The sequence below is a fragment of the Paenibacillus sp. strain BS8-2 genome, assembly GCF_054483835.1.
In genome coordinates, this window is the sequence record NZ_CM137010.1 from 3,316,131 (window position 1) to 3,341,163 (window position 25,033).

Below are 25,033 nucleotides of genomic sequence, written 5' to 3' on the forward strand. Positions count from 1 at the left end.
CTTTACAAAGTTTGGCTTATGTCTTTGGACTGTTTGCAGGTCATTTTGTGTTTAATGAATTTATTTCAGTTCAAAAAATAATTGGTGTCGCTATCATATTAATTGGTGTTTATTTTATTGCGAAATAATGGAGGGAGAAGGTTGTAATGAAAGGTATCATTCTAGCCGGCGGGACTGGCTCACGCCTTTATCCATTAACTAAAGTTACCAATAAGCACTTGTTACCTGTCGGCAAATATCCCATGATTTTTCACTCTATCGCAAAGCTTAAAGAAGCAGAGATACAGGATATTTTGATCGTAACAGGAAAAGAACATATGGGTGATGTGGTCAATTTGTTAGGTAGTGGTCACGAGTATGGAGTAGAGCTTACTTATAAAGTTCAAGACGAAGCAGGAGGAATAGCCCAAGCGCTTGGACTCGCCAAGGACTTCGTAAATGGTGAACAAATGGTTGTTATACTCGGCGATAATGTTTTTGAGGACTCGATCGTCGAATATGTAAACAACTTCCGTAGCCAAGAGATTGGAGCGAAAATTCTAATCCAGGAAGTTCATGATCCTCAGCGATATGGCGTGCCCGAGTTGCGAGGGCAGCAGATTATATCGATTGAAGAGAAGCCGGCAGCACCCAAAAGCTCGTTCGCGGTAACGGGAATTTATATGTACGACAGCAAGGTATTTGAAGTGATTAAGACACTTAAACCTTCTGGTCGTGGAGAACTCGAAATTACGGATGTAAACAATGCATATATAGCAGCAGGGACATTGACATATGATATTCTGCAAGGCTGGTGGACGGATGCCGGTACACATGCTTCACTAACTAAAGCGAATGAGCTTGCCAAAGATCTCGTATTTGGAGAAGAGTTTGGCAAATTTAAAGAATAAGGGGGTGTTTGACTAGTGAAGGTTACGAGAACTGCAATACCGGATCTACTGCTTCTTGAGCCTAAAGTTTTCGGTGATCATCGAGGATTTTTCCTTGAAAGTTACAATGATCAAACGGCCAAGGCCAGTGGGATCACATCTACCTTTGTTCAGGACAACCATTCCTTATCAGTTGAAGCTGGAGTAATACGAGGTCTTCATTATCAATTAAATCCCCATGCTCAGACGAAGTTGGTTCGTGTGACGGCTGGTGCCATTTATGATGTTGTGGTGGATATTCGTAAAGGTTCGCCTACATTCGGTCATTGGCAAGGCTTCATACTGAGTGCCTATAACTATCGACAACTGCTTGTTCCTGCTGGATTCGCTCATGGTTTTTGTACGCTCGTCCCGAATACGGAGGTACAATATAAGGTTGATGCCTTATATTCGCCCCAGCATGATAGAGGTATCGCATGGGACGACCCGGCACTAGGAATAGATTGGCCAACGGAAAAGCCAATATTATCCGATAAGGATAGCAAACATCCTGTATTAGATGAAGCAGAAATAAATTTCGAATTTGAAGGGTGAGATAGTCACGTGAAATTATTAGTGACAGGAGGAGCCGGATTTATCGGCAGTAATTTTCTGCTATATATGGCTAAACAATATCCGGATTATACATTAATCAATGTGGATGCATTAACATATGCGGGCAATCTAGCTAACCTCCAGACTATTGAAAATCACGCCAGATATACGTTCGTTAAAGCAGACATCACGGATCGTGAAGCGCTTGAGCCGTATTTCATGTCCGGTATCGATACTGTCGTCCATTTTGCCGCAGAGTCTCATGTTGACCGTAGCATTCTGCAGCCAAATGTATTTGTGAAGACAAATGTGCTTGGCACTCAAGTACTGCTTGATCTATCCAAACAATACCAAGTTGGCAAATTTGTTCATGTTTCAACCGATGAAGTATACGGCACGCTTGGAGACAATGGTTTGTTTACCGAATCGACGCCACTGGCGCCCAATAGCCCATATTCGGCCAGCAAAGCCGGATCCGATCTACTCGTGCGTGCGTATCACGAAACATATGGTATGAACGTCAATATTACGCGTTGTTCTAACAATTATGGTCCATTCCAATTCCCAGAGAAGCTCATACCGCTAATGATCCAGAATGCGCTCCAGGACAAGCCGCTGCCAGTATACGGAGACGGCATGAATGTAAGGGATTGGCTGTATGTAGAGGATCATTGCAGCGCTATCGACCTTGTCCTGCATAACGGGAAAAGTGGTGAGGTGTATAACGTTGGCGGTCGCAATGAACGAACCAATCAACAAGTCGTTCGCACCATATTGTCTCAGCTAGGTAAGCCTGAAAGTCTGATTAAATATGTCACTGATCGTCCAGGTCATGATCGACGATATGCTATCGATGCGGATAAGATTCGTAATGAGCTAGGTTGGGAGCCTAAACATCATTATGAGAGCGGAACTAGTGCCACAATCGCATGGTACCTTGGCAACCAAGAATGGATGAAGCAAATTCTTTCCGGAGAATATCAAGCCTATTTCGATACTCAGTACAGCCATAGGCTGTAACAAAGGAGAGAATTGGCAATGCGAATTGCAATTACGGGGGCCGCAGGGCAATTGGGCAAAGAACTTGCCTTATGGCCGCATCTAGAGCCTGAGAACATGCTCTTCCCGCTAACTCGTTCAGATTTGGATGTGACTAATGAGGAGCAGTGCCTGGCAGTATTTCAGCGGATTCAGCCTGAAGTCATCATCCATTGTGCTGCATACACCGCAGTAGATCTAGCGGAAGCCGATCCGGAGGCTGCATATGCCGTTAACAGCAGGGGCACTAGAAATGTAGCCTTGGCAGCGAAAGCCGTGGGGGCAAAGCTCTGTTATATAAGTACGGATTATGTTATTGATGGGAAAGCAACTCTTCCCTACGAAACAGATGCAATGACCAATCCAACATCCGTATATGGAAAGTCCAAGCTTGCAGGTGAACTCGCGGTACAAGAGCTTGTCGATCGGCATTATATCGTGCGTACATCTTGGGTATTTGGAAGCTACGGCAACAATTTTGTGAAAACAATGCTTAGAATCGGGGCTGAGAAGCGAGAACTGCAAGTGGTGAACGATCAGCAGGGTTCTCCTACATATACCTATGATCTGGCTAACCTGCTGCTTCAATTAGTGAAAACCGAAAACTACGGCATGTTTCATGTCTCTAATAGTGATAGCTGTTCTTGGTACGATTTCGCCAAATCTATTTTTCAGTTCTCGGAAATGGATGTTGAAGTTGTACCATGTTCTACCGAACAATTTCCTCGACCAGCAAAGCGACCTGCATATTCGGTATTTAGTCACCACGCTATCCGTGCAGCGGGTCTGCCACCAATGCGATCTTGGCAGGAGGCGCTTAGGTATTATTTGAAACATGAACTTGAGGCTGACTCTTGAAGAGTCAGCCTTTTCTAAAAGGAGTCAACATGGCGACAGTTAGCGTAAGTATCGTGACGTACAACAGCGCTTCGGATATCCGCACTTGTTTAGAGGCAGTTTATAGGCAGAGCTATCCGATAGATTCTGTCATAATCGTAGATAACGCATCTATAGATCATACGCTGGATGAGATTAGAGCTTTAGAAAGCGGCAGAAATAATCTCGTAATCATTGCAAATGAGATGAATAACGGTTTTGCGGGTGGTCAGAATCAAGCCATCATGTCCTCTCAAAGTGATTATGTCCTTGTACTAAATCCAGATGTACAACTCCATGAAGATTACATCAAATGCCTTGTTCATGAACTAGAAAACGATCCTAATGCAGGGAGCGCGACGGGGATGCTGGTGTCTGGTTCAGATCATGCGTTGATTGACAGTACCGGGCTTGTGATGGGGTTGCTCCGTCAGGCAAGAGATCGAGGGGCAGGCGAAGATAGAGCCCGATGGGGAAAATCCGATTATATTTTCGGCACTTCCGGAGCAGCATCTCTATATGCAAGACGAATGGTTGCGGATATATCGATTGAAGGTGAGTTTTTTGATGAGCAGTTTTTTGCATACAAAGAAGATGTAGACGTTGCGTGGCGGGCTCAAATTCTAGGTTGGAAATCAATATACGTTCCTAGATCTACCGCCATACATGCAAGAGGATGGAAGAAGAGTGGAAGAGCGGGGATTCCGCTATTCGTACGTCAACATTCCTACAACAATCGTTTTTTTCTGCTAATTAAAAATGAATCAATGAGCCCTCGTTCGTTCATCCAGATTCCGGTCATTCTGGTACTTGAAATCATGAAATTGGGATACATCATATTCCGTGAACCGGATCTGTTATCTAGTTGGCACAAAATATTACGATTATTACCCGATATGCTGAGGAAGCGGGCTCTCATTCAAGAGAAACAAGATCAGCGCTAAGCAGCTTTTTATTCTAATTGATCACCACATTTGGTACAATATTACTAGAGTCGAATCATGAGAGATTGTAGGTGAATGTGGAGCGATGCTTCGACAAAACCAAAGATTATTAACTCAACTGTATATGTTTTCCGATCTGGCGTGCGCCTTGCTTGTTTTTCTGCTCGCGTATTGGATTAAATTCGAGAGTGGATGGATTTCGAATACGAAATCTTTGCCATTTTCATCTTATTTGCTTTGGGGTACGATCTATTCCTTTTCGGCTGTTCTAGTCGGTTTTTATTTGCAATTTTATTCTCCCAAACGACGTAAACATTTTTCATATGACTTGCTGAAAATCTTCCAAATCCAATTCATCAGCTTTTTAGGGTTGTTAGGCCTGTTTTATTTCTCTAACGAAACAAATATTTCAAGGCAATTCCTGATTCTATTTTTTGCGATGAATATGCTGGCTATTGCCGGTTACAGATACGGAGTCAAGTCGGTCTTATCCAATCTAAGGCGTAGAGGCTACAACAAAAGATTTGTACTGATACTTGGAGCAGGCTCGGTGGGTAGGAACTTCTATGAAAATTTAAATCATCATCCTGAGCTAGGTTATGAGGTTATCGGATTTCTCGACGACTATTTAACTAATCATCCCACGAGTGACCGGCGTGTAAAGCCGATAATCGGTCGTCTTGACGATCTGGAACGTCTACTGGCGAAACATCCAATCGATGAAGTGATTATGGCTCTCCCTCTAGAAGCACACACGAAATATGCATCCATTATTCAAATTTGCGAGCAGGCTGGGGTCAAAACGTTAATCATTCCGGATTTCTTTGATTTGTTGCCGGCAAGACCGATATTAGATAATTTTGCGGGAATTCCGCTCATTAATGTAAGAGACGTACCTCTTGATGTTCTGAGTAATCGAATATTGAAGAGATGGTTTGACATTGCTTTTGCTTTCGTTGCTATTATTCTGACATCACCACTATTGCTTATTGTAGCGCTAGGAATCAAATTAACATCTCCAGGACCGATATTATTCAAGCAGGAACGGATTGGTCTGGATCGCAAGACGTTTAATATGTTGAAGTTTCGGTCGATGAGGTTGTCATCAGATAGGGTTGCCGATACGCAATGGACGGTAGAAAACGATCCTCGGAGAACGAAATTCGGTTCGTTCTTACGTAGAACGAGTCTCGATGAGCTGCCACAATTTTTTAATGTGCTGATCGGTGATATGAGTGTTGTTGGTCCGCGTCCCGAACGTCCATTTTTCGTCAATCAGTTCAAGGATGAGATTCCGAAGTATATGATCAAACACCAGATCAAACCGGGTATCACAGGTTGGGCGCAGGCGAATGGCTTAAGAGGAGATACGTCGATTCAGGAGAGGATCAGACACGATCTGTTCTACATCGAGAATTGGACGTTTATCTTCGACATCAAGATTATTATCAAAACGATTGTGAAGGGCCTGATGAACAGAAATGCATACTAGTAGCAATGTAAGCATCCCGAACATTTCGGTTTCGGTCATCATCCCGACATTGAACGCAGGAGAACAGTTGCGAGAGTTGCTGCGAAGACTGCAAGAGCAGACGTTGCCTCCGCTCGAAATCATTGTGATCGATTCTGAGTCGACGGATGCAACACTAGATATCGCGAGGGCTGCTGGCGCAAAGATCATGAATGTAAAAAAAACAGAGTTCGATCATGGAGGAACACGCAATCGTGCTGCTGCAGCAGCCTCTGGACATGTACTGATGTTCATGACACAAGATGCGATGCCACAAAATAACCGATTAATCGAGCAATTGACGATGGGACTTTCGGATTCAGAGGGCGATGATGGATTGCCGGTAATGGCTTATGCGAGACAGTTACCGAAGGATGACGCTACTTTGCTGGAGAAGCTAACTCGCGAACATAATTATCCCGATAGATCGTATATCCGGGAGATGTCCGACATAGACCAATTCGGCATCAAAACTTTTTTTTGTTCTAATGTATGCTCTGCAATCCCCAAAGCCGTGTTCGTGCAACAAGGTGGATTTCAGGAGCCTGTGATGTTTAATGAAGATTTGTTTATGTCTGCCAAATGTATTCTCGATGGTCGTCGCGTCGCTTATAGAGCGGAGGCGATCGTTAAACATTCTCATAATTATTCTATAAGACAACAATTTAATCGATATTTTGATAATGGTATATCTATGAAGATGAATCGATGGATTACGATGTACAGTGCCGTTGGAGCTGCAGGTAGCAGTTTGGTTAAGCAACAAGCTAGGGCGTTGATTGCAAGCGGACATATTCACCTATTACCCAAACTAATCTTGGATTCAGCTGCCAAATTAGTGGGTTATAAGCTTGGATTACATTTTAATAAGCTCCCTAAGCGAATCGTCCGAAAACTTAGCATGCATCCGCGGATCTGGCATCATATTAACACGCAATCCAGCAGTCAGAACTTTTCAGACTAATATTATAGCCTGCCCCAGAAGATGTATTATGGTGGTTAGGCTTTTTTCTATCCCTGTTCATCTGTATATCCCCCCACTTCGTAAGGAACACTAGCCGTTACGACCTCTATATCAATGAGAGGGGTGGAGGGTATGTTTGCCGGAGTGTGGTGGATTGTTGTGGCGCTTCTTGCTTACGTCGCTCAATTTATAAGTTTGATGTGGCTCGAGCACCGGCGGCAGGCTCACCTTGTTGCTTGGTTATGTATTGTAATGATTTGCCCGTTTCTGGGTTATGGGGCCTATTGGCTGCTCGGGCGAAGATTGGTGCGGGTTCGCATAAAACATGATACCGAATGTAAGAGAAGTAAGTTCAAGCACGCACGGAAAACTCTGCTCGCTGGTGAAGCTGATAAGATGGAGCTTTTTGTGAACAAACATCTCCCCTATCCTGCGACACATCACAATCGAGCGGTCGTTCTGACGAATGGTGAAGCGACATTTGCAGCAATATTGGATGCGATCCACGCTGCAAACCATTATGTTTATTTGGATTATTACACCATTCGAGGCGACGGAATTGGCAAGAAGTTTCTACAAGCGTTGACCTCAAGAGCTAAGGCAGGAATTGAAGTGCGGCTTCTTTATGACGGAATCGGAAGTCTTCATTTGGAACAATATTTTCTAGATGAGCTAGATCGATACGGTATCCATCATGCGTGCTTCTCACCTCCAAGCGAATCGCTGTTTAAACGTAGGTTGAACTTTCGGAATCATCGTAAAATCGCCGTGATAGACGGTGTAATCGGCTTCCTTGGGGGGATCAATATCGGAGATGAGTATCTTGGACTGGATCCCAAGCTCGGTTATTGGCGCGACTCCCATCTCAAACTGGAAGGCGAGTGTGTTGGCCAATTGGAAAGGATTTTCGCAGAAAACTGGCATCGTGCTACCAATGTGAATGTAACAATTCACAGTGAGAAAAGTGGTCATTATTCGTCTGTTTCGGCAAATGATCGAGTTGTATTGATTCCAGGCAAGCCGGGAATCCACGACCAAAAGATATCTGAAACGTTGTTCGTTGCGATGTCAGATGCCAAACAATCGATTTATGCAACGACGCCGTATTTCATCCCCGATCCCATGATTGCAGGCAGTCTTCGGATCGCAGCGAGAAGCGGCTTGGATGTCAGATTAATTATCCCTGGAATTAGCGATTCTAAGCTCGTACTGCTCTCCACACTGTCTTATATACAGGATATGCTGGAGGCCGGTGTCAAGGTATATCGATATGGCAAAGGCTTTATCCATGCAAAGGTGATGATCATGGATGGGCGAATTGCATCCATTGGGTCGGCGAATTTGGATATGCGAAGTTTGTATAGCAATTACGAGGTTTTGGCGTTAATTGAAGGCGATGAACCTGTCGGTCAGTTGATGGATGACTTTATGGAAGATGTTGCGAATAGCGAGCAACTGGATCCCGAACAATTCGCCAATCGTTCTGTCAAGGAGAAGGCTGCAGAGATGTTGATGCATTTGTTGTCGCCTCTGTTGTAGCTGATTTTCGTATGAATAGGGGCGAGAAGGGGCATATTTTGCTCAAGGCTACTTGCCGTATTGCCATCATCCGAAGGAGGAAGCTGCAATGACCGAACAGAACAAAATGGAGGCTGCCGAGCAGCAGCATGTGCAAGCGGCCGAGCCGCATTATGAAGGACGCGACGCCTACGATATGGATATTGATCGCATGGTCAACGAAGGGCTAGGCGGGGGCAATGTAACGATGCACAATGGCCTTATCGCCGAGTCGACAACGGACAATATGAACGAGCATGACGAAGGAGCCAAGTGACGATATGGAAACAGCGAGAGCGAAGCAAATTTATGAATCTAAAGATACGATTGCTGTACAGCTGGAAGGCGATTCTGTCTGGATCGAAAATGTCGATGACGCTAACGGGATGGTGACCGTGACAGTCGGCAACAATCCAGTGAACACCAAGACGGTGTCCGCTGACCGTTTGCAGGAGAGCCGTTAATCCTTCTGCCTACAAGCCCATGTAACTTGTAAAGCTCAAAAAGAAGCCCATGGCTCGTGGCAACACCAACGACCATTGGGCTTTCATCCTACATCTCGAGGTTGTTTCTCCGCTACCCTCCATACGCAACGCGAAAGGCTTCACATAACTTGTCGCGGTCGACTTCCCATAAAGCCGCGATTTCTTCGCTAACGTTCTCCGCCCACCAATTCGCTTGTGCTTTTCGGTTATCCTTATGCTCAACGATCCATAACAAGTGATGAGCTACTTTCTTGAAATACAAGTTTTCTGCTTGGTCCATCTTATCTTTTGGGATATATACCTTCATACGTTTGACTGTACGATACAGCTCGTTGCTGCATGATCTTCGGATTTTGCGTGCAGACGGCAAGCCGGAAGCATGTTTTTGCGCGTTAGCTTTCATAGGTGACCGACTCCTCTCACACACAACGTATGCAGGCGGATGCCCGATGGACACATGTGTTGGACGCAACGAAACTTTGCGCGAGGACTCTAGATGGCGCAATCCACGCAAACCTGATTGCGCGAGGGTGGAAGCCTTCTCGCGCTATATGATAGAATAACAGAGGTAGCAGTTTGTGGAATGTTGCGTAAGTATGCGATAAGCGAAGTGGAGGGTGAAGATGGAGAGCTGGATTACCGACTTTATGGAACAATACGGTTACTTTGGCATTCTGATGATGATTGCCCTTGAGAACCTGTTCCCCCCGATCCCGTCCGAAGTGATCCTGACGTTCGGCGGTTTTATGACGACGTATACGAAGCTGACTCCTGTTGGCGTCATCATGGTTGCAACACTAGGGTCGTTGATCGGAGCAATTATCTTGTATGTTATCGGCAGACTTCTTGGAGTCGAACGGCTCGAGCGTATTATCGACCGCTGGGGTAAAGTCATTCGTGTCAAAAAAGAAGATGTCCGCAAGGCAGATGCTTGGTTTGACAAATATGGGTATTGGGCAGTGCTGCTTTGCCGCATGGTTCCGCTGATCCGAAGCTTAATTTCGTTGCCAGCAGGCATGTCGGGCATGAAAGTTGTACCGTTCTTGTTCTTCACGACGATAGGCACGCTGATCTGGAATACGATACTTGTATCCGTCGGGACGGCGGTTGGTGGCAATTGGACAGAGATCGTCGAGTTCATGGACGTATACTCCAATATCGTATATGCCATTATTGCATTAGCGGTACTGGTTGTCCTTTATATGTACATTCGTAGGGCTAAGAAGTTTTAAGTATAATCATGTCAGCTATAACATCTGTGATCGAGGAGAGGGATACATATGAGCAAGAGTGTGACAGACAAGTTAGGCACTGGGATTACTCCACAGCAATTCATTGACGGTATGACGAAGAATAAAGAGACGTTCGAAGGATGGCTGGAGCAATTCAGTTGGCCGTCTAACGAAGACCGTGAGTGGTTCGAATCCTTGAATAATCGCGATAATGTTCGCTGCCTCATCTTGATGGCAGATTGGTGCGGAGACGTCGTACGTAACGTGCCTGCCGTTTTCAAAGCGCTGGAAGCATCCGGAATGAAGGTTGAAGTACTGATCATGGAAGAGCATCTCGATACGATGGATCAGTTTCTGACGATGGGCGGTCGATCGATTCCGATCGTGATCTTCGCGGATAATAGCGGAGCCGTATTAGGACAATGGGGACCACGTCCTAGTCGTATTCAGGAGCCGATGGTGGCTTTCAAGCAAAACAATACGGATCGTGAAGCGGCTGATTACCAAGATAATCTGACAGCAACACGTCAAGAAATATTGAAACGTTATGGCGATGGACCGGCATATCAGTCGGAAGTAATTCAAGAACTGCGCGCTCTGCTGGAGAGCATCTAAGCGATGGCAGTAACATTCAAGGTTGAGACATTTTCACTAGGTCCGATTCAGACGAATTGTTATTTGCTTACGGTGAAACAAGATGAAGCTCAAGAGCGGGGAATCATCATCGATCCCGGAATGAACCCTAAACGATTGCTAGATCGGATCGCGAATACGAAGATCGAGGCAATTTTATTAACACATGCCCACTTCGACCATATGGGTGGAGTAGATGATGTGCGCAAGTCCGCAGGCTGCCCGGTTTATATTCATGATCAAGAGGCGGATTGGCTGACGGATCCGCGCAAGAACGGTTCTATGCGCTGGCAGGATGTCACACCTCCCTTGTCGACGGATCCGGCCGAATACGAGCTTGCAGAAGGGCAAAAACTGGAGCTGATCGGTCATACGTTCCAAGTGATGCATACGCCAGGCCATTCGCCAGGAAGTGTTAGCTTCTTATGCGGCAATCATCTATTCTCGGGCGATGTCCTGTTCAAGCTTTCTGTCGGTCGCACGGATTTGCCGGGCGGACGCGAACGGGATTTGTACGATTCCATTCAAACGAAGTTATATAAGCTTAATCCGGAGGTTATTGTATATCCGGGTCATGGGGCAAGAACGACGATAGGCTTTGAGAAAGCGAATAACCCTTACACGGGTTAAGGGCTGGACTGCAGCTTATGCTGCAATAGATTAAACTTTCGGAGGCTGTCTCACCGCCATAAGCAAGGCGCGGGGCAGCCTCGTCATCGATATGAAGGATGGAGCGTGCGTCAGTGGCAGATTGGGCTAAAGGAATGTCAAACACGTCAATCGAAGAAACAAGTGCTAATACGAAGTTGACGGATGAGGAGAAATCAGCAGAGAACAAACGTCTGATCTCCGTAATTGCTGAATCACTTTCATTGCCTGCAAGCAAGGTGAAATCGGCAGTTGCCTTGCTGGATGAAGGAAACACCATTCCATTTATTGCGCGGTATCGCAAAGAGATGACTGGCGAGTTGGATGAAAACGAGCTGCGTTCCATTGAAGAGAAGCTGGCTTATATGCGTAATCTCGAGGATCGTAAGCGTGAAGTGATTCGACTGATCGACGAGCAAGGTAAACTTACGGACGTCCTAAGGAATTCCATTGTAGCAGCGACCAAATTGCAGGAAGTTGAAGATTTGTACCGTCCATTTCGGCAGAAACGTAAGACAAGAGCTAGTGTGGCCAAGGAGCGTGGCTTGGAGCCGCTGGCGGATTGGTTATGGTCGCAGCCTAGGCAAGGCGATCCGATGCTTGAAGCCAAACGATACGTGAATCCGGAAAAAAGTGTCGCAACGCCAGAGGAAGCGCTGCAAGGGGCAATGGACATTATTGCCGAGAATATCGCGGATGACGCGTCGATTCGTTCTTGGATCCGCAAATTCACTACGGAACAATCTCTTCTACGTTCAGAAGTGAAGAAGGCAGATGAAGAATCCGTCTACGAAATGTACTACAATTACCAAGAGCCTGTCAGGAAGCTCCCGCCGCACCGCGTATTGGCTATTAATCGTGGAGAACGCGAAGAGGTGCTGCGGATAACGCTTGATACGCCTGTCGATCGAATTCATGAGCATATGCGGCGAAAGCTGCTTCGAGGGGGCACAGCGGCACAGGTAGCAGCGCTCTTGTCGACGGTAATCGAGGATGCATACAAACGCTTGATCGCGCCATCCATTGAGCGCGAGGTGCGTAATGAACTAACAGAGAAAGCTGAAGAACATGCCATCACGATTTTTTCGGCCAATCTGCGTAATTTATTACTCCAGCCGCCTGTTCGCGGGCATATCGTATTAGGTGTTGATCCGGCGTTCCGTACGGGCTGCAAGCTCGCGGTCATTGATGACACAGGAAAGCTGCTAGAGGTGGCGGTGACGTATCCGACTCCGCCCAATAACAAGGTGGCTGAGGCAGAGAAGCTGATCAATGGACTTATTGACAAATATAAAGTAGAGCTTATCGTTATAGGCAATGGCACGGCTTCACGTGAGACGGAGCAATTTATTGCAACGCTAATTGGCAAGCGAAAAAGTGATGGCGGTGCGGTGATTCAATATATTATCGTAAGCGAAGCGGGGGCAAGCGTCTACTCGGCATCCAAGGTGGCTGCTGATGAGTTTCCTTCTCTTGACGTAGCGGAGCGTAGTGCGGTATCAATCGCGAGACGCCTCCAGGATCCGCTGGCAGAGCTGGTAAAGATCGAACCCAAAGCGATAGGCGTCGGGCAATATCAGCATGATGTCAGCCAGAAGCGACTTGACGAATCGCTTGGCGGTGTAGTTGAGTCAGCGGTTAACCATGTCGGTGTTGATGTTAATACGGCCTCGGCGTCGCTGTTGTCTTATGTGGCAGGCGTTAACGGGACCATCGCCAAAAATATCGTGAAATATCGTGAAGAAATCGGTCGTTTCGCGAAACGTTCTCAGCTTCAGAAGGTACCTCGCCTAGGAGCGAAATCCTATGAGCAGTGTATCGGTTTCCTCCGTATCCCGGATGCAGCGAATCCGCTGGATCGTACTCCGATCCATCCAGAATCGTATACCATCGTGGACAAGTTGTTCAGCGAGCTGGGTATTGCTCTTAAGGATGTAGGCAGCGAAGAGACGAAGAGCGCGCTCCAAGCGGTCGATATTGCCGCTCTGGCTGTGCAGCTCGGTGTAGGCACTCCTACACTGCGAGACATCGTAGAGAGCCTTCTGCGCCCTGGACGTGATCCTCGTGAGGAGCTTCCGCCTCCGATCTTTAGTACCAATGTACTGCAGCTAGAGGACCTGTCACCAGGGATGGAACTGCAGGGTACGGTGCGCAACGTAATCGATTTTGGAGCATTTGTGGATATCGGTATCAAAAATGATGGGCTTGTTCATATCTCACAGCTAAGCAACAAGTTTGTTAAACATCCAATGGATATTGTCTCGGTTGGAGATATCGTGACGGTGTGGGTTCTGAACGTGGATCTCAAGAAGGGAAGAGTCGGACTCACGATGCGCAAGCCGGACTAACATGCAGCCGAACACCTGCAAATAGATCGTTTATAAACAGTTCGTATGTGTCGACAAACACGTACGAACTGTTTTTAATTTAAGAATAAAATAAAATCTTGTAACCAAAAGTTAGTTAATTGACAAAAGTACGATCGCCAACTATACTGTAAATTATCGAGTTACAGTTACGAATTAGAGAGAGCACATAGGAGGAATTAACCATGACTCAAATTATCGATTCCAAAGTGAACGTACAGACATCGCTTAAAACAAATGAAGAAGCTTCTTTTTTCGAAGTGTTAGAAGGTCGACGTTCTGTTCGCAAATATGACAGCAGTGTCCGCATTTCGGATGAAGATCTACTCGAGATGATTCAAATAGCTGCAAAAGCACCATCATCTGCCAATATGCAGCCATGGCGTTTCATGGTTGTAACAGATGAAGAGCTGAAACAAAAACTTGTGCCGATCGCTTTTAATCAAAGCCAAGTGGGTGAAGCTTCCGCAATTGTCATTGTGATGGCAGACCTCCAGATGTACACGTTGGCAGAAGAAATTTACAGCGCCTCTGTGGAAGCTGGTTTTATGAATGAAGAGACCAAAAAGAACATGGTTACAAACTATTCCAACATGTATGCTTCGCTGCCTGAAGGAAAGCTGCGTGAGCTTGTCGCTTTCGACACTGGCCTAATTGCAATGCAGCTTATGCTGACAGCACATGCCAAAGGATATGATACTGTTCCAATGGGCGGTTACAATGCAGATCAGGCGAAGGCATTGCTTGGCATATCCGACCGTTACCTGCCAACATTGATGCTGCCAATTGGCAAGGCCGTAGCGAAAGGTCATCCAACAACTCGACTGCCGATCGATCGTATCGTATCTTTTAATGGTAAAATGGACTAATTCAAATTTCGGGCGAATGTAGCCTAATTAAAATAGACCCGGCCACTCTCGGTTGAGAGGGGGCGGGTCTATTGATGTTCGTGCTTCTATGGATCAATCATAGCCTATTGGATGACCGTTCCAGTACCGTGTTCCTTATGTCCTTGTTTCGTACGATAGAAATACCAGCAGTCATTAAGCAGCTTGATCTGCCTGCGGTCCTTCTGTTGGAATGCGCGCATCAGTTGATTACATAGCCACTGCGGCATCGCATCGTCCTCCTCCCGGTCTCGCCTGTTGTACTATTACCTTATGCAATAGGCGAATATCCGTGCAGGTCCCACAGAATTCAGGTTTGATTAGCCCAACTGATCTTCTTCGTATTCCTCATACCATTGTTCCAGTTGTGCTTGCAAAGCGCGAATTTCTGTCAGCAGTGAAATGAGGGGATAAGACTTCTCCTGTACTTGGGCGAAATCTTGTTCAAGCGAGTTTAAGTAGTCCAGGCCAGAAACCACTTTAATGGAAGTATCGTGCAGATCCACATTATCGCATTCTGCTACCGCGTAGGGTAATGAGGGTACTTGTTCTGCCGTCAGTTTGTCGATTTCTTTGTGCAGTCTCAGATTCAGCGCACTCAGTTGGTAAGCGTGTGACGCAGGCATCTCTACGAAGCTGATCGTCGCTTCTTGTTTCAATAACACATATCGCATAATAGCCATAACTTTAGTGTACTCCCCTCGGTCTGATGCCGCTTATGCAGCGTTCCTACTTGACAGTGTAGCCTATTGGCGCGTTAAAATTCAAGTAGTCAAGGAGGAGGAGCGAATGGATAACGACATGTTACAGCGATGGGTTGAGCAGATATCCCTCACAAGTTTTGGACGACCGTTCCAGCATAAAGCCATGTTTAATGGCCGATTGAAAGCGACCGGTGGACGTTATTTCACCCAGAGTCACAATATCGAAATTAGTCCTCATCAGCTTGCCGCATATGGGGAAGAAGAGACGGAGAAAATAATTAAACACGAGTTATGCCATTATCACCTACATATCATGAAGCGAGGTTATCGGCACCGTGATCACGATTTCAAAACGTTGCTTGCTCATGTAGGAGGCTCTAGATACTGCCAGTCATTGCCGGAACGAAAAGAGCGGTCTGCGATTGCATTTCGTTACAAGTTAATTTGCAAGAGCTGCGGGATGGAATATTTGCGAAAACGCAAGCTGGATCCGGCTAGATATGCTTGTGGCAAATGCCGCGGAAAATTAAGTTTGATAGCGCTTGACAACTCCTTTACGCCGTGATAAATTATTACTTGTCACTGTTGAAATTTTGTTGTTCCCTGATAGCTCAGTTGGTAGAGCACTCGACTGTTAATCGAGTTGTCACAGGTTCGAGTCCTGTTCGGGGAGCCAGTTCATGGAGAAGTACCCAAGTGGCTCAAGGGGACCCTCTGCTAAGGGGTTAGACTGCGTAAGTGGTGCGAGGGTTCGAATCCCTCCTTCTCCGCCACCATATTTACTGAAGGACTCATCGCACGAAACGAGGGGCCGAAGTCGAATCGGTCTTTTTCTTTTGCTCGATGAATTTCAAATCACACATGAAGTGTAATAATGCTTGCAATGTTATGGACAAGATGGTAGAATACATTTTGTCGTCAAATTAGCGGCATTAAATTTTTGTTACATGTGGCCCGTTGGTCAAGGGGTTAAGACACCTCCCTTTCACGGAGGTAACAGGGGTTCGAATCCCCTACGGGTCACCATCATCCTCTTATGAAGCAGCTCTTGTGTGGAGTCGTTTCCGTTCATGGGAGCCATTAGCTCAGTTGGTAGAGCACCTGACTTTTAATCAGGGTGTCGAAGGTTCGAGTCCTTCATGGCTCACCAGTTTTCTTCAACCCTCGAAGATGCTGGCATGCAGGGGTCGTTATTAACTTAATATGTGCGGTAGTGGTGGAATGGCAGACACGCTATCTTGAGGGGGTAGTGGGTGTATACCCGTGGAGGTTCGAGTCCTCTCTACCGCATCCAAAGAAAAGTCCTTGTAATTCAAGGGCTTTTTTCCTGTTCAATAATGGAACGAATGTACTGGATTGACGTAGAAGTAGGAATCAAATACAACATTCGACATTTTCTCTGGGACAGAAAGAGGTCTTTGAGTAGTCGAGAACGAATACATTATGACTGAAGAGGGGGTGTCCTGAAATGGACTGGTGGTTGATCTGGTTGATTGCCGCGGGAATACTCATCGTCATCGAAATGCTGACTTTAACGTTTTACCTGCTATGGCTGGGCATTGGAGCGCTTGCTGCCGCTCTGGTTGATGTGATTGCGCCTGACGCACTGCTGTTGCAAGTTATTATCGGCAGCATCGTCGCGCTGATCCTTACGATCTTTACAAAGCCTCTTACGCGGCGCATGCAAATCGGCAAAGGTTTTAAAGATGCAGTAGATGAGCTTGTGGGTATGCAGGGAACGGTATTGGAGGATATTCGTCCCGATGCTCCTGGTATTGTTAAGGTTGGCAGTGAAACTTGGAGTGCGACTTCTGAGGAGAGTATCATCAAAGGCGAGTCCATAATCGTCGTCAGCAGAGGAAGCGCGTTCTTGCAAGTAAATAAATGGGGAGGGTAAATATCAATGACATTAATTGTAACGATCATCGTTGTTGTGTTGGCAGTCGTATTCATCGCATTATCCGTTAAGATTATTCCACAGCAAAGGGTTGGGGTTGTGGAGCGACTAGGCAAATTCAGCAGATTGCTGACGCCTGGTATCAATATTCTGATTCCTATTATCGACCATGTTCGCACGTATCATGATCTTCGTATTCAACAAGCCAATGTGCCGCCGCAAACGGTTATTACTAAGGATAACGTTCAGGTTAAGATCGATACGATCATCTTCTACCAAGTAACGGGTCCCGAGCAAGCCACTTATGGTATCTCTGATTACGTATATGGTGTGCGCAACATTAGTACGGCAACTATGCGTCAGATTATCGGTAAGATGGAGCTAGATGAGACATTGTCTGGCAGGGAGAAAATATCGACCGATATCCGTATCGCACTCGATGAAGCAACGGAGAAGTGGGGCGTTCGGATCGAGCGTGTTGAGGTAATCGACATCCAGCCTCCAACCGATATTCAGGATGCGATGGATAAACAAATGAAGGCGGAGCGTAGCAAGCGCGCCATGGTACTGGAAGCCGAAGCTGCGAAACAGGATATGATTCTGCGTGCGGAAGGCGACAAGCAAAGTAAAATTCTGAAGGCTGAGGGCGAGAAGGAAGCACGTATCCGTCAAGCGGAAGGCCAACGCCAAGCACAAGAGCTGGAAGCATTAGGTGAAGCGAAGGCAATTCATTCGATTGCAGAAGCAGAGAAAAGCCGAATCGAGATGCTTCGTGCAGCCGGTCTTGATGAGCAGGTGTTAACTTACCGCTCGCTTGAGGCGCTTGGCGAGATCGCGAAGGGTCCAGCGAACAAAGTCTTTATACCTACGAGAGCGGTCGAGACATTGGGCAGTATCGGTGCGATCGGCGAGATGCTTAAAGAAAACAAAAAATAAAATAATCGCAACTTCGATTAAGGAGCCGATCTGTGTGCCGGAGCATGTCTCCTGCATAGGGGTCGGCTTTTTTCTATGAGATTTACGGCTAAAGAACTATTAATTCTTAAATGAACCTTAAAAAAGTGTGACCAATCGGGATGTTAGCCGTACTAACTCCTATGACAATCAGGATATGAGGGGAGAAGGTCGAATGAGTTTCATGAATCAAGAGCCTGGCGGCGGCGCGCAGCCACAACACAATCCGGATCGTAAGCCTCCGGAGATGAAGCCGGGTACAGTAAGAAACATTGTGATCGGTATTGCAGCGGCTATTGTATTATTTTATGTGGGTTCAACTTCGTTTTACACGGTACAAGAGCAAGAACGGGCAGCCGTACTGACATTTGGCAAATACACACACGAAACGGGGTCTGGCCTTCACTTTAAATGGCCTAGTCCGATTCAGGAAGTTCGTATCGTTCCTGCTGAGTTAACACAGCGGATTACAATCGGCTACCGTGAGAATGGCAATACGGTGACTCCGATAGAAGACGAAGCGATGATGATTACGGGTGACGAGAATATCGTGTCCGCTGATGCAGTGGTGACATGGAAGATAAGCAATATCCGCGATTATTTGCACAATATTAGTGATCCGGAGCAGTTCCTTCGCAATTCAGCGAGCGCATCTATTCGTTCCGTCATCGGTGCACAGAAGCTGGATTACGCGATAACGGATGGCAAGACAGCCATTCAGGATTTGGTGCGTGAGAAACTGATCGATCTTCAAGGCAAATACGAGACGGGCATTCAGATCATCGACTTGAAGTTCCAGGATATCGAGCCGCCAGGCGGCGAGGTTGAAGAAGCATTTAGAGCTGTAACGAATGCAAGGGAAGAAAAAAATACGAAAATCAACGTTGCGATGAAATACGAGAATGAAACGATTCCGCAGGCGAGAGGTAACGCGCAGGCGTTATTAGAGCAGGCGGAAGCGGAGAAGAAGTCGCGTATCCTGAACGCTGAAGGTGACGTTGCGAAATTTAACGCGATCTATAGTGAATATGTAGGGAATCCAAGCGTGACACAGAACCGTCTTATCTTGGAGACGCTGGAGAAGATATTGCCGAATGCGCAGATCTTTATCACGAATGGCGATGGCGACACGGTGAACTATTTGCCGCTTAACGAGCTTCTGCGCAAGGAGGGAACGGAAGATGAAAACTAAATATTGGGCGATCATTGCGGCTGCGATTGTAATATTAATCATCGGTGCAGGCTCCATGTTCATCGTAAGGGAAGGCGAATACAAAGTTGTGCTGCGGTTTGGAGAAGCTGTCCGGACGGTTAAGGCTCCCGGACTAAATTTTAAAGTTCCATTTATCGAAAACACAACATCGCTTCCGAAATACCAAATGACATTCGAAAGTAATCCTGGACAAATTTTGACGAAGGATAAGAAGCCGATCATAGTCGATAACTACACAATCTGGCGTATCGTTGATCCGGAAAAGTTTATCAAGACGGTGCACAATGTGAGCGGAGGAACGCAGCGGATCGATGAGGCCGTTTATAACTCCGTAAGACGTAAGCTGTCCGAGGTGGAGTATGACGGCATCATCAGTGAAAATACAGCACGCGGCAATATCAACGATGAAATCACGAATGATGTAATAAGCGCGTTGCAAAGAGATGATTACGGTATCGAAATCGTAGATGTTCGAATAAAGCGTACTGATTTGCCAGAAGGCAACAAACAAAGCGTATACAACCGCATGATTTCTGACAGGCAGTCGATTGCAGCCCGTTACTTGTCCGAAGGTGATGAAGAGTCCCGCAAAATGACATCAAAGGCGGATCGGACGGCAAGTGAGCTGCTTGCTCAAGCCGAAGCTGACGCCAAGAAGATTGTCGCGGAAGGCGAGAAGGAAGCAGCCATTATTTATAACCAAGCGTATGGCAAGGATCCACAGTTCTATAATTTGTACCGGACACTCGAAAGTTATATTGTGACAATGAAGAACCAGCCGGTTATCATGATGCCGATCGATTCTCCTTACGCGAAGATCTTGTTAGGGCAATAGTGTGCAATAGTCGTAAGTCTAGTAAAAATACGCTAACTCTATAGTTGTTCGTACAATCCATCGTAGATTCACCTCATATCCTAGTATAGAGGTGAATCTATTGTCTAAGAGAAGATACGCAAGCAGCAGAATTAGAGGGAAGCTCAAGGTATGTCGTTACCTGGAAAGTGATGCAGCGACTCGCCTTTACGTGCCGGAGACGGTTTCGTTTGGTCTTGCCAATATGAAATGGATGATCGACAGATATGGTTCGTTGTATATTAAACCGGATGTAGGATCACTTGGCATTGGCATTCGCAAGCTTGAGAGAACAGCTGCTGGATACTCACTTAAAGAAACGACAAACCGATCGCAAAGGACTAGAAAGTTTAATACGATCGACGGTGTGTATCGTTATTTACACTCCCATAACTCGGAGAAGCTCATTATCCAGCAGGCCATTTCATTAGATAAATTGGATGGAAGACCGTATGATATTCGGGTAATGGTGCAGCGCAAGCCAGGTGGTCAATGGACATGTACGGGGGATTCGGCCAAAATCGGAGGCGCTGGCAAGATTGTTACCAATTTTTATCAAGGCGGCAGCGTATTAACGCTTCGCAAGCTGCATGATCGTCTAGGACTTCGTGCAGGAGCCGGAGCTGCAAGAGAGAGGCAGCTTCGAACAGCTGCGATCAGCATAGCCGAGACATTAAGCGCACGAAAGTCAGGAATGCGCGAGATGGGAATCGACTTCGCGAGAGACAGGAGCGGACGATTGTGGGTGCTGGAAGTAAATTCGAATCATCCGCAATTTCATCCGATGAAGTCTATCGACCGCAAGGCGTACGAACGTATGAAGGAATATGCAGCATCCTATGGACGTTATAGCGCCAAATAAATAGTAAAACCCGTTAGTCAAGGCTAGCGGGTTTTTGGTCGTCACGATATCTACTGAGTATATCTTGAAGCTGGCCTTTTGTTTTTAGGTTGATAAACTAATCTCATTAGTTTATCATAAAACTAATGTCATTAGTTTAGGCGGGAGATGATGGAATGAGAGTCATTCGAGGGAACAAATTCGCTCAACTTACGTATTTGCCTACTATATTTCCGGTGAACTGTTATTTGATTGAAGAAGAGGAGAGCTTGACGCTTGTGGATGCAGCATTGCCCAATAATGCAAAAGCGATCTTGAAGGCCGCTGAGCAGATTGGCAAACCGATCGCGAATATCGTCTTGACTCATGCTCATAGCGATCATGTGGGCGCGCTCGACGCTATTAGAGAAACGAACACAGATATCAAGGTATATATATCGGTTAGAGATTCGTTATTGTTAGCTGGTGATGTCACGTTGACGCCAGACGAACAAGGAATGCCGCCAATACGCGGCGGCATCCCGAAATCGATTCGAACGAAACCTGATGTCCTCATTAAGGACGGCGATCGAATCGGCTCCCTTCTTGCGGTTAGTGCTTCTGGACATACGCCAGGCTCGATGGCATTCCTAGACGAGAGGACAGGGCTGCTGTTAGCGGGAGATGCCTTTCATGCAAGAGGTGGTGTAACCGTAACGAGTCACATGAAGTGGACCTTTCCTTTCCCGGCGCTAGCGACATGGAGTGCCGAGACAAGCTTAGATACAGCGAAGCGGCTTACTGCGATGAGACCAGCTATTCTGGCAACGGGACACGGGAATTTGATCGAAGCTCCAACGATGGTGATGGAATTAGCGGTTAAGTCTGCCGAGCAAGCGTTCAATACCAATAAAAACAAAAGAGGTGTCTAGAATGACGCCAAGAAGAGGGCTTGACTTGGATACGATCGTTAGCAGGGCTGCGGCTATGGCCGATGCATCGGGAGCCGAGGAAGTGACATTAGCTTCCTTAGCAAGCGAACTCGGCGTACGATCTCCATCATTATATAATCACGTCAAAGGACTTTCCGAGCTGAAAGAATTGATGACGACGCTTGGATTAAAAAGGCTGAACGAACGATTATCGAATATAGGGAAAGGTATAACGCCCGAGGCTGAATTAATGGATCTTGCAGATGCGTTTTTGAGTTTTGCAGCCGAGCACCCAGGACTTTATGAACTGACCTTGAAATCACCTGGAAGCGAAGAAGGGGATCCGCTTGGCGAACGTAAGGAACAGCGCGATCTTGCTTCGCAGCTAGTGAGCCGATTGCTTGGGGTCATACGGGAGCTGGGATTGAAGGAAGAAGAGGGCATTCATGCTGTAAGGGGATTGCGCAGTCTGCTCCACGGGTTTGCGAGCATCGGTCAGAAGGGCGGATTCGGGATGCCGGTCGATCTGAAGACCAGCATCCGATTCGTCTTGAAAAGTTATATACGAGGTTTAGTAGTTGCAGTGAACGAGAGCGGCAGCGCCGATTAAACCGGCATCCTGCTGCAGCTTAGCTGGGACGATCAAGGTTTCTCTACCGCTGGGGTTCAAAGCATGTGCAGCAACATATTGGCGTACAGCCGCAAAGAGTGGCTCGCCAACCTGGGAAACTCCGCCACCAATGACGATCTTGGAAGGATCAAGCAAGTTGATTAACGATACACAGCCCATGCCAATATAAGTGAATACTCGTTCTATCAACGGTGCGATCTGTGGATCGCCTTGAGCAGCAAGCTCGAATGCTTCCTTGGATGTAACCTCTCTTCCTAACAGCTCACTGCTCTGTCTGGCTATTGCTGTACCCGAGGCAAGCAGCTCCCAGTACCCGGATGCTTCATCGCTCTTGATTGGACCTTGAGGATGAACAATCATAAATCCTGCATCGCCCGCATTGCCGGTCGATCCACTTATCAGCTTGCCATGCAGGTAGATGCCTGCTCCGATACCTGTGCTGATCGTGATAAATACAAAATGATCCTCCTCCTGAGCAGCGCCAACCCACTTCTCTGCTAAAGTGGCGGCGGTCGCATCGTTCTCCATCTTGATTGGAAGCGGGAGCAGCTCTCCCAGACGGTCAACGATTGGGTAATCCCACCAGCTTTTAAGGTTCGGCGGGCAAGTAAGACGGCCCGTACGTGTATTAAGCGGACCAGGAGCGCCTACGCCAATACCTTTTAGTTCATGCAATGCAACACGCTGCTCATCAGCCAGAGCTTGTACTACATCTGCAACTTGTCCCAGCATGTCGCCTGGAGTCAAAGATAGATCCGTTTTCAGTGAACGTTTTATAAGGACTTCACCACGATCATCGATGAGACCGACGGCAATTTTGGTACCTCCGATATCAATTCCTACAGCTAAGGATGACATATCCTTCCCCCATTCTTCTAGCCAAAAGCTTTATCTTGATCAGTCTATCATATCGCTCAAAGTTGGGGAATCAATCGTATGAATTTGTGAATAATCGTGCTCAAAGTTCCCCCTGTACAAACGGATCGTTGTGTAGTAATATTCGTTCGAATGAGTCGTTCGAGTTGAGAAAGAAGAAGGTATCGATTACACATGGCACGGATCCCCAAGCACGAGTACCACATGATTAAACTAGGATTGCCAATGACGGCTAGGGTGTGGCATAACTTCCGCATCGACGGAAGCGCGACGCTCCTGTTCAGCATGTTTAATGTCGTCATGAACCAGTTCTATATCGCCTTTGCTCTACAACAAGGCGCGGATAAAGTTCAAGTTGGTCTGCTTGCGGCGGCACCAGCAATCGGACTGATTTTCTCGCCGTTCTGGGCAAGCTGGATCGAGAGGACGGGAAACCCGAAACCCTTTGTCGTATTGCCCAACCTGATCGGCAGGTTTCTGTTGTTGTTGCCGGCCTTTTTCCCCGAACCTGGCATATATGTCGCGGCAGCCATTGTATTTCAACTATTGATGGGTATACAGGCGCCGGCATATGCGGCATTCGTATCCCGGATGTATCCTCCGGAGACTAGAGGAAGACTGATGGGGTACGTGCGTGTTCTCATGGGCGTCGTCATGATACCGCTCGCTTACCTCGTGGGGAACTGGGCAGAAGCGTATGGCCCGACTGGTCCGCTGATCGCGGGTTCGTTATTAGGTGTTTTGTCGATCATTATTTTTAACGCGTTGAAGCTATCAAAGAAAAAGGATAGTGCCTCCCCCAATGATAACGACGCTTCTCAAGTTGCCGTAGACAGAAGCGGACAACGGCGGAAACGATTGAACTTCAATATGAAGCAGCAGTGGATGCTCGTTCGAGATAACCGAACACTCGGCGTATTCCTTCTTGCGACGACGTTCGCGGGATTTGGCAATATGTTCGCAAGCCCTCTCTATCAGATCATTCAGGTTAACGTACTGGAGCTTTCGAATGTTCAAATCGGTTATGCCAGGGTCGCGTATTTTACAGCGCTCTTGCTGACATTCTGGATCGCGGGGATGATGATTGACCGTTTCCCAATCAAATACACATTGATGGTCGGAATCGGCGCTTACGCTGTCGTTCCGATGTTATATGGCGTATGGGGGAATTATCCGTCTGTTCTGATTGGTAATGCGGTGCAAGGTATTGGTGAGGCTATATGGGATATTGGTATTCTCGCCTTCGTATTCCGGCTTGTCCCAGGCAGGGAAGCGATGGTGTTCGGTATTCATTTGATGTTGTTCGGCATAAGGGGGACGCTTGGTCCAATTCTAGGGACGACATTAACCTCCAGCGTGTCGATGAGCGCATTATTGATTACCGCATCTATATGCGGATGGATAGGAACGGCTTTATTTGTATGGGGGAACCGAGGAAAGTCCTACAACTTATAGCCACATCGAATAATCTACACAAACAAAGACGAAGCGAGAATATTGCACTCGCTTCGTCTTTGTTATGTGAGACATATAGGACCAAGCCTGATGGT

28 protein-coding genes and 5 tRNA genes are annotated in these 25,033 nt (G+C 46.7%); 29 read left to right on the top strand and 4 right to left on the bottom strand.

Translation table 11 applies throughout. From position 1 onward, the window contains the following. The first annotated feature begins 146 nt into the window (after positions 1-146). From ACX1C1_RS14155 to ACX1C1_RS14200, 10 genes are all read left to right on the top strand, one after another. The gene (locus tag ACX1C1_RS14155; protein ID WP_458952837.1) at positions 147-890 is read left to right on the top strand and encodes a sugar phosphate nucleotidyltransferase; all 744 of its coding nucleotides are present in this window, start codon (positions 147-149) and stop codon (positions 888-890) included. A gap of 15 nt (positions 891-905) precedes the next feature. Next, positions 906-1,463 (top strand): dTDP-4-dehydrorhamnose 3,5-epimerase, encoded by a 558-nt coding sequence (rfbC, locus tag ACX1C1_RS14160; RefSeq protein ID WP_458952838.1) that lies wholly within the window; start codon positions 906-908, stop codon positions 1,461-1,463. Between the two features lie 9 nt (positions 1,464-1,472). Continuing rightward, positions 1,473-2,483, top strand: coding sequence for a dTDP-glucose 4,6-dehydratase (gene rfbB, locus ACX1C1_RS14165; RefSeq protein ID WP_458952839.1), 1,011 nt, complete (start codon positions 1,473-1,475; stop codon positions 2,481-2,483). Positions 2,484-2,501: 18 nt separating this feature from the next. Further along, positions 2,502-3,359 carry a dTDP-4-dehydrorhamnose reductase gene (gene rfbD / locus ACX1C1_RS14170; RefSeq protein ID WP_458952840.1) on the top strand — a complete coding sequence of 286 codons (858 nt, stop codon included), beginning with the start codon at positions 2,502-2,504 and terminating at the stop codon, positions 3,357-3,359. Positions 3,360-3,388: 29 nt separating this feature from the next. Beyond that, positions 3,389-4,321: a glycosyltransferase family 2 protein gene (locus ACX1C1_RS14175; protein WP_458952841.1), complete on the top strand. Its 933-nt coding sequence runs from the start codon at positions 3,389-3,391 to the stop codon at positions 4,319-4,321. Positions 4,322-4,406: 85 nt separating this feature from the next. Continuing rightward, positions 4,407-5,813: an undecaprenyl-phosphate glucose phosphotransferase gene (locus ACX1C1_RS14180; RefSeq protein WP_458952842.1), complete on the top strand. Its 1,407-nt coding sequence runs from the start codon at positions 4,407-4,409 to the stop codon at positions 5,811-5,813. Beyond that, positions 5,803-6,795: a glycosyltransferase family 2 protein gene (locus ACX1C1_RS14185; protein WP_458952843.1), complete on the top strand. Its 993-nt coding sequence runs from the start codon at positions 5,803-5,805 to the stop codon at positions 6,793-6,795. The genes ACX1C1_RS14180 and ACX1C1_RS14185 overlap by 11 nt, the downstream gene beginning before the upstream one ends. Positions 6,796-6,927: 132 nt before the next feature. Continuing rightward, positions 6,928-8,334, top strand: a complete 1,407-nt coding sequence (gene cls, locus ACX1C1_RS14190; protein ID WP_458952844.1) for a cardiolipin synthase — start codon at positions 6,928-6,930, stop codon at positions 8,332-8,334. Between the two features lie 106 nt (positions 8,335-8,440). Then, positions 8,441-8,629, top strand: a complete 189-nt coding sequence (locus tag ACX1C1_RS14195; protein WP_458957684.1) for a hypothetical protein — start codon at positions 8,441-8,443, stop codon at positions 8,627-8,629. A gap of 4 nt (positions 8,630-8,633) precedes the next feature. Continuing rightward, positions 8,634-8,816 carry an H-type small acid-soluble spore protein gene (locus ACX1C1_RS14200; RefSeq protein ID WP_458952845.1) on the top strand — a complete coding sequence of 61 codons (183 nt, stop codon included), beginning with the start codon at positions 8,634-8,636 and terminating at the stop codon, positions 8,814-8,816. Between the two features lie 112 nt (positions 8,817-8,928). Here ACX1C1_RS14200 and ACX1C1_RS14205 read toward each other — a convergent pair whose 3' ends face one another. Beyond that, positions 8,929-9,240 carry a dehydrogenase gene (locus ACX1C1_RS14205; protein WP_458952846.1) on the bottom strand — a complete coding sequence of 104 codons (312 nt, stop codon included), beginning with the start codon at positions 9,238-9,240 and terminating at the stop codon, positions 8,929-8,931. A gap of 220 nt (positions 9,241-9,460) precedes the next feature. Here ACX1C1_RS14205 and ACX1C1_RS14210 point away from each other — a divergent pair, with 220 nt between their 5' ends. The 5 genes from ACX1C1_RS14210 to ACX1C1_RS14230 all read left to right on the top strand — a co-directional run bounded on the left by ACX1C1_RS14210 (position 9,461) and on the right by ACX1C1_RS14230 (position 14,585). Continuing rightward, positions 9,461-10,069, top strand: coding sequence for a DedA family protein (locus ACX1C1_RS14210; protein WP_458952847.1), 609 nt, complete (start codon positions 9,461-9,463; stop codon positions 10,067-10,069). A gap of 48 nt (positions 10,070-10,117) precedes the next feature. Then, positions 10,118-10,684 carry a thioredoxin family protein gene (locus tag ACX1C1_RS14215; RefSeq protein WP_458952848.1) on the top strand — a complete coding sequence of 189 codons (567 nt, stop codon included), beginning with the start codon at positions 10,118-10,120 and terminating at the stop codon, positions 10,682-10,684. Positions 10,685-10,687: 3 nt separating this feature from the next. Continuing rightward, a complete protein-coding gene (locus tag ACX1C1_RS14220; RefSeq protein WP_458952849.1) occupies positions 10,688-11,332 on the top strand; it encodes an MBL fold metallo-hydrolase in 645 nt (214 codons plus the stop codon). Between the two features lie 134 nt (positions 11,333-11,466). Then, positions 11,467-13,698, top strand: a complete 2,232-nt coding sequence (locus tag ACX1C1_RS14225; protein ID WP_458957685.1) for a Tex family protein — start codon at positions 11,467-11,469, stop codon at positions 13,696-13,698. 203 nt (positions 13,699-13,901) lie between these two features. Then, positions 13,902-14,585, top strand: coding sequence for a nitroreductase family protein (locus ACX1C1_RS14230; RefSeq protein WP_458952850.1), 684 nt, complete (start codon positions 13,902-13,904; stop codon positions 14,583-14,585). 104 nt (positions 14,586-14,689) lie between these two features. Here the strand turns inward: ACX1C1_RS14230 and cmpA are convergent, their stop codons facing one another. Further along, on the bottom strand, positions 14,690-14,833 hold the full coding sequence (gene cmpA, locus ACX1C1_RS14235) for a cortex morphogenetic protein CmpA (RefSeq protein ID WP_458952851.1): 144 nt from the start codon (positions 14,831-14,833) through the stop codon (positions 14,690-14,692). A gap of 90 nt (positions 14,834-14,923) precedes the next feature. Continuing rightward, positions 14,924-15,286: a hydrolase/acyltransferase gene (locus tag ACX1C1_RS14240; protein WP_458952852.1), complete on the bottom strand. Its 363-nt coding sequence runs from the start codon at positions 15,284-15,286 to the stop codon at positions 14,924-14,926. 106 nt (positions 15,287-15,392) lie between these two features. Here ACX1C1_RS14240 and ACX1C1_RS14245 point away from each other — a divergent pair, with 106 nt between their 5' ends. From ACX1C1_RS14245 to ACX1C1_RS14305, 13 genes are all read left to right on the top strand, one after another. Next, positions 15,393-15,872 carry a SprT family protein gene (locus tag ACX1C1_RS14245; protein ID WP_458952853.1) on the top strand — a complete coding sequence of 160 codons (480 nt, stop codon included), beginning with the start codon at positions 15,393-15,395 and terminating at the stop codon, positions 15,870-15,872. Between the two features lie 35 nt (positions 15,873-15,907). Next, positions 15,908-15,983 (top strand) — tRNA-Asn (locus ACX1C1_RS14250). Positions 15,984-15,989: 6 nt separating this feature from the next. Then, positions 15,990-16,080: transfer RNA gene (locus ACX1C1_RS14255), tRNA-Ser, on the top strand. Between the two features lie 178 nt (positions 16,081-16,258). Next, positions 16,259-16,333: transfer RNA gene (locus ACX1C1_RS14260), tRNA-Glu, on the top strand. Between the two features lie 48 nt (positions 16,334-16,381). Further along, positions 16,382-16,457 (top strand) — tRNA-Lys (locus tag ACX1C1_RS14265). Positions 16,458-16,514: 57 nt separating this feature from the next. Continuing rightward, positions 16,515-16,597, top strand: a tRNA-Leu gene (locus ACX1C1_RS14270). Between the two features lie 178 nt (positions 16,598-16,775). Further along, positions 16,776-17,204: an NfeD family protein gene (locus tag ACX1C1_RS14275; protein ID WP_458952854.1), complete on the top strand. Its 429-nt coding sequence runs from the start codon at positions 16,776-16,778 to the stop codon at positions 17,202-17,204. Between the two features lie 6 nt (positions 17,205-17,210). Next, positions 17,211-18,140: an SPFH domain-containing protein gene (locus tag ACX1C1_RS14280; protein WP_458952855.1), complete on the top strand. Its 930-nt coding sequence runs from the start codon at positions 17,211-17,213 to the stop codon at positions 18,138-18,140. A gap of 193 nt (positions 18,141-18,333) precedes the next feature. Continuing rightward, the gene (gene hflK, locus ACX1C1_RS14285) at positions 18,334-19,350 is read left to right on the top strand and encodes an FtsH protease activity modulator HflK (protein ID WP_458952856.1); all 1,017 of its coding nucleotides are present in this window, start codon (positions 18,334-18,336) and stop codon (positions 19,348-19,350) included. Continuing rightward, entirely contained in the window at positions 19,340-20,206 is an 867-nt protein-coding gene (hflC, locus tag ACX1C1_RS14290) for a protease modulator HflC (protein WP_458952857.1), read from the top strand. The genes hflK and hflC overlap by 11 nt, the downstream gene beginning before the upstream one ends. A 100-nt stretch (positions 20,207-20,306) precedes the next feature. Next, the gene (locus ACX1C1_RS14295; RefSeq protein ID WP_458952858.1) at positions 20,307-21,086 is read left to right on the top strand and encodes a YheC/YheD family protein; all 780 of its coding nucleotides are present in this window, start codon (positions 20,307-20,309) and stop codon (positions 21,084-21,086) included. A gap of 155 nt (positions 21,087-21,241) precedes the next feature. Continuing rightward, positions 21,242-21,976, top strand: a complete 735-nt coding sequence (locus tag ACX1C1_RS14300; RefSeq protein ID WP_458952859.1) for an MBL fold metallo-hydrolase — start codon at positions 21,242-21,244, stop codon at positions 21,974-21,976. Position 21,977: 1 nt separating this feature from the next. Next, on the top strand, positions 21,978-22,586 hold the full coding sequence (locus ACX1C1_RS14305) for a TetR-like C-terminal domain-containing protein (protein WP_458952860.1): 609 nt from the start codon (positions 21,978-21,980) through the stop codon (positions 22,584-22,586). Here the strand turns inward: ACX1C1_RS14305 and ACX1C1_RS14310 are convergent. Then, on the bottom strand, positions 22,548-23,465 hold the full coding sequence (locus ACX1C1_RS14310; protein WP_458952861.1) for an ROK family protein: 918 nt from the start codon (positions 23,463-23,465) through the stop codon (positions 22,548-22,550). The two genes, ACX1C1_RS14305 and ACX1C1_RS14310, sit on opposite strands and share 39 nt — an antisense overlap. 222 nt (positions 23,466-23,687) lie before the next feature. Between ACX1C1_RS14310 and ACX1C1_RS14315 the strand changes: the two genes are divergently transcribed. Further along, positions 23,688-24,938 carry an MFS transporter gene (locus tag ACX1C1_RS14315; protein ID WP_458952862.1) on the top strand — a complete coding sequence of 417 codons (1,251 nt, stop codon included), beginning with the start codon at positions 23,688-23,690 and terminating at the stop codon, positions 24,936-24,938. The last annotated feature ends 95 nt before the right edge of the window (positions 24,939-25,033 follow it).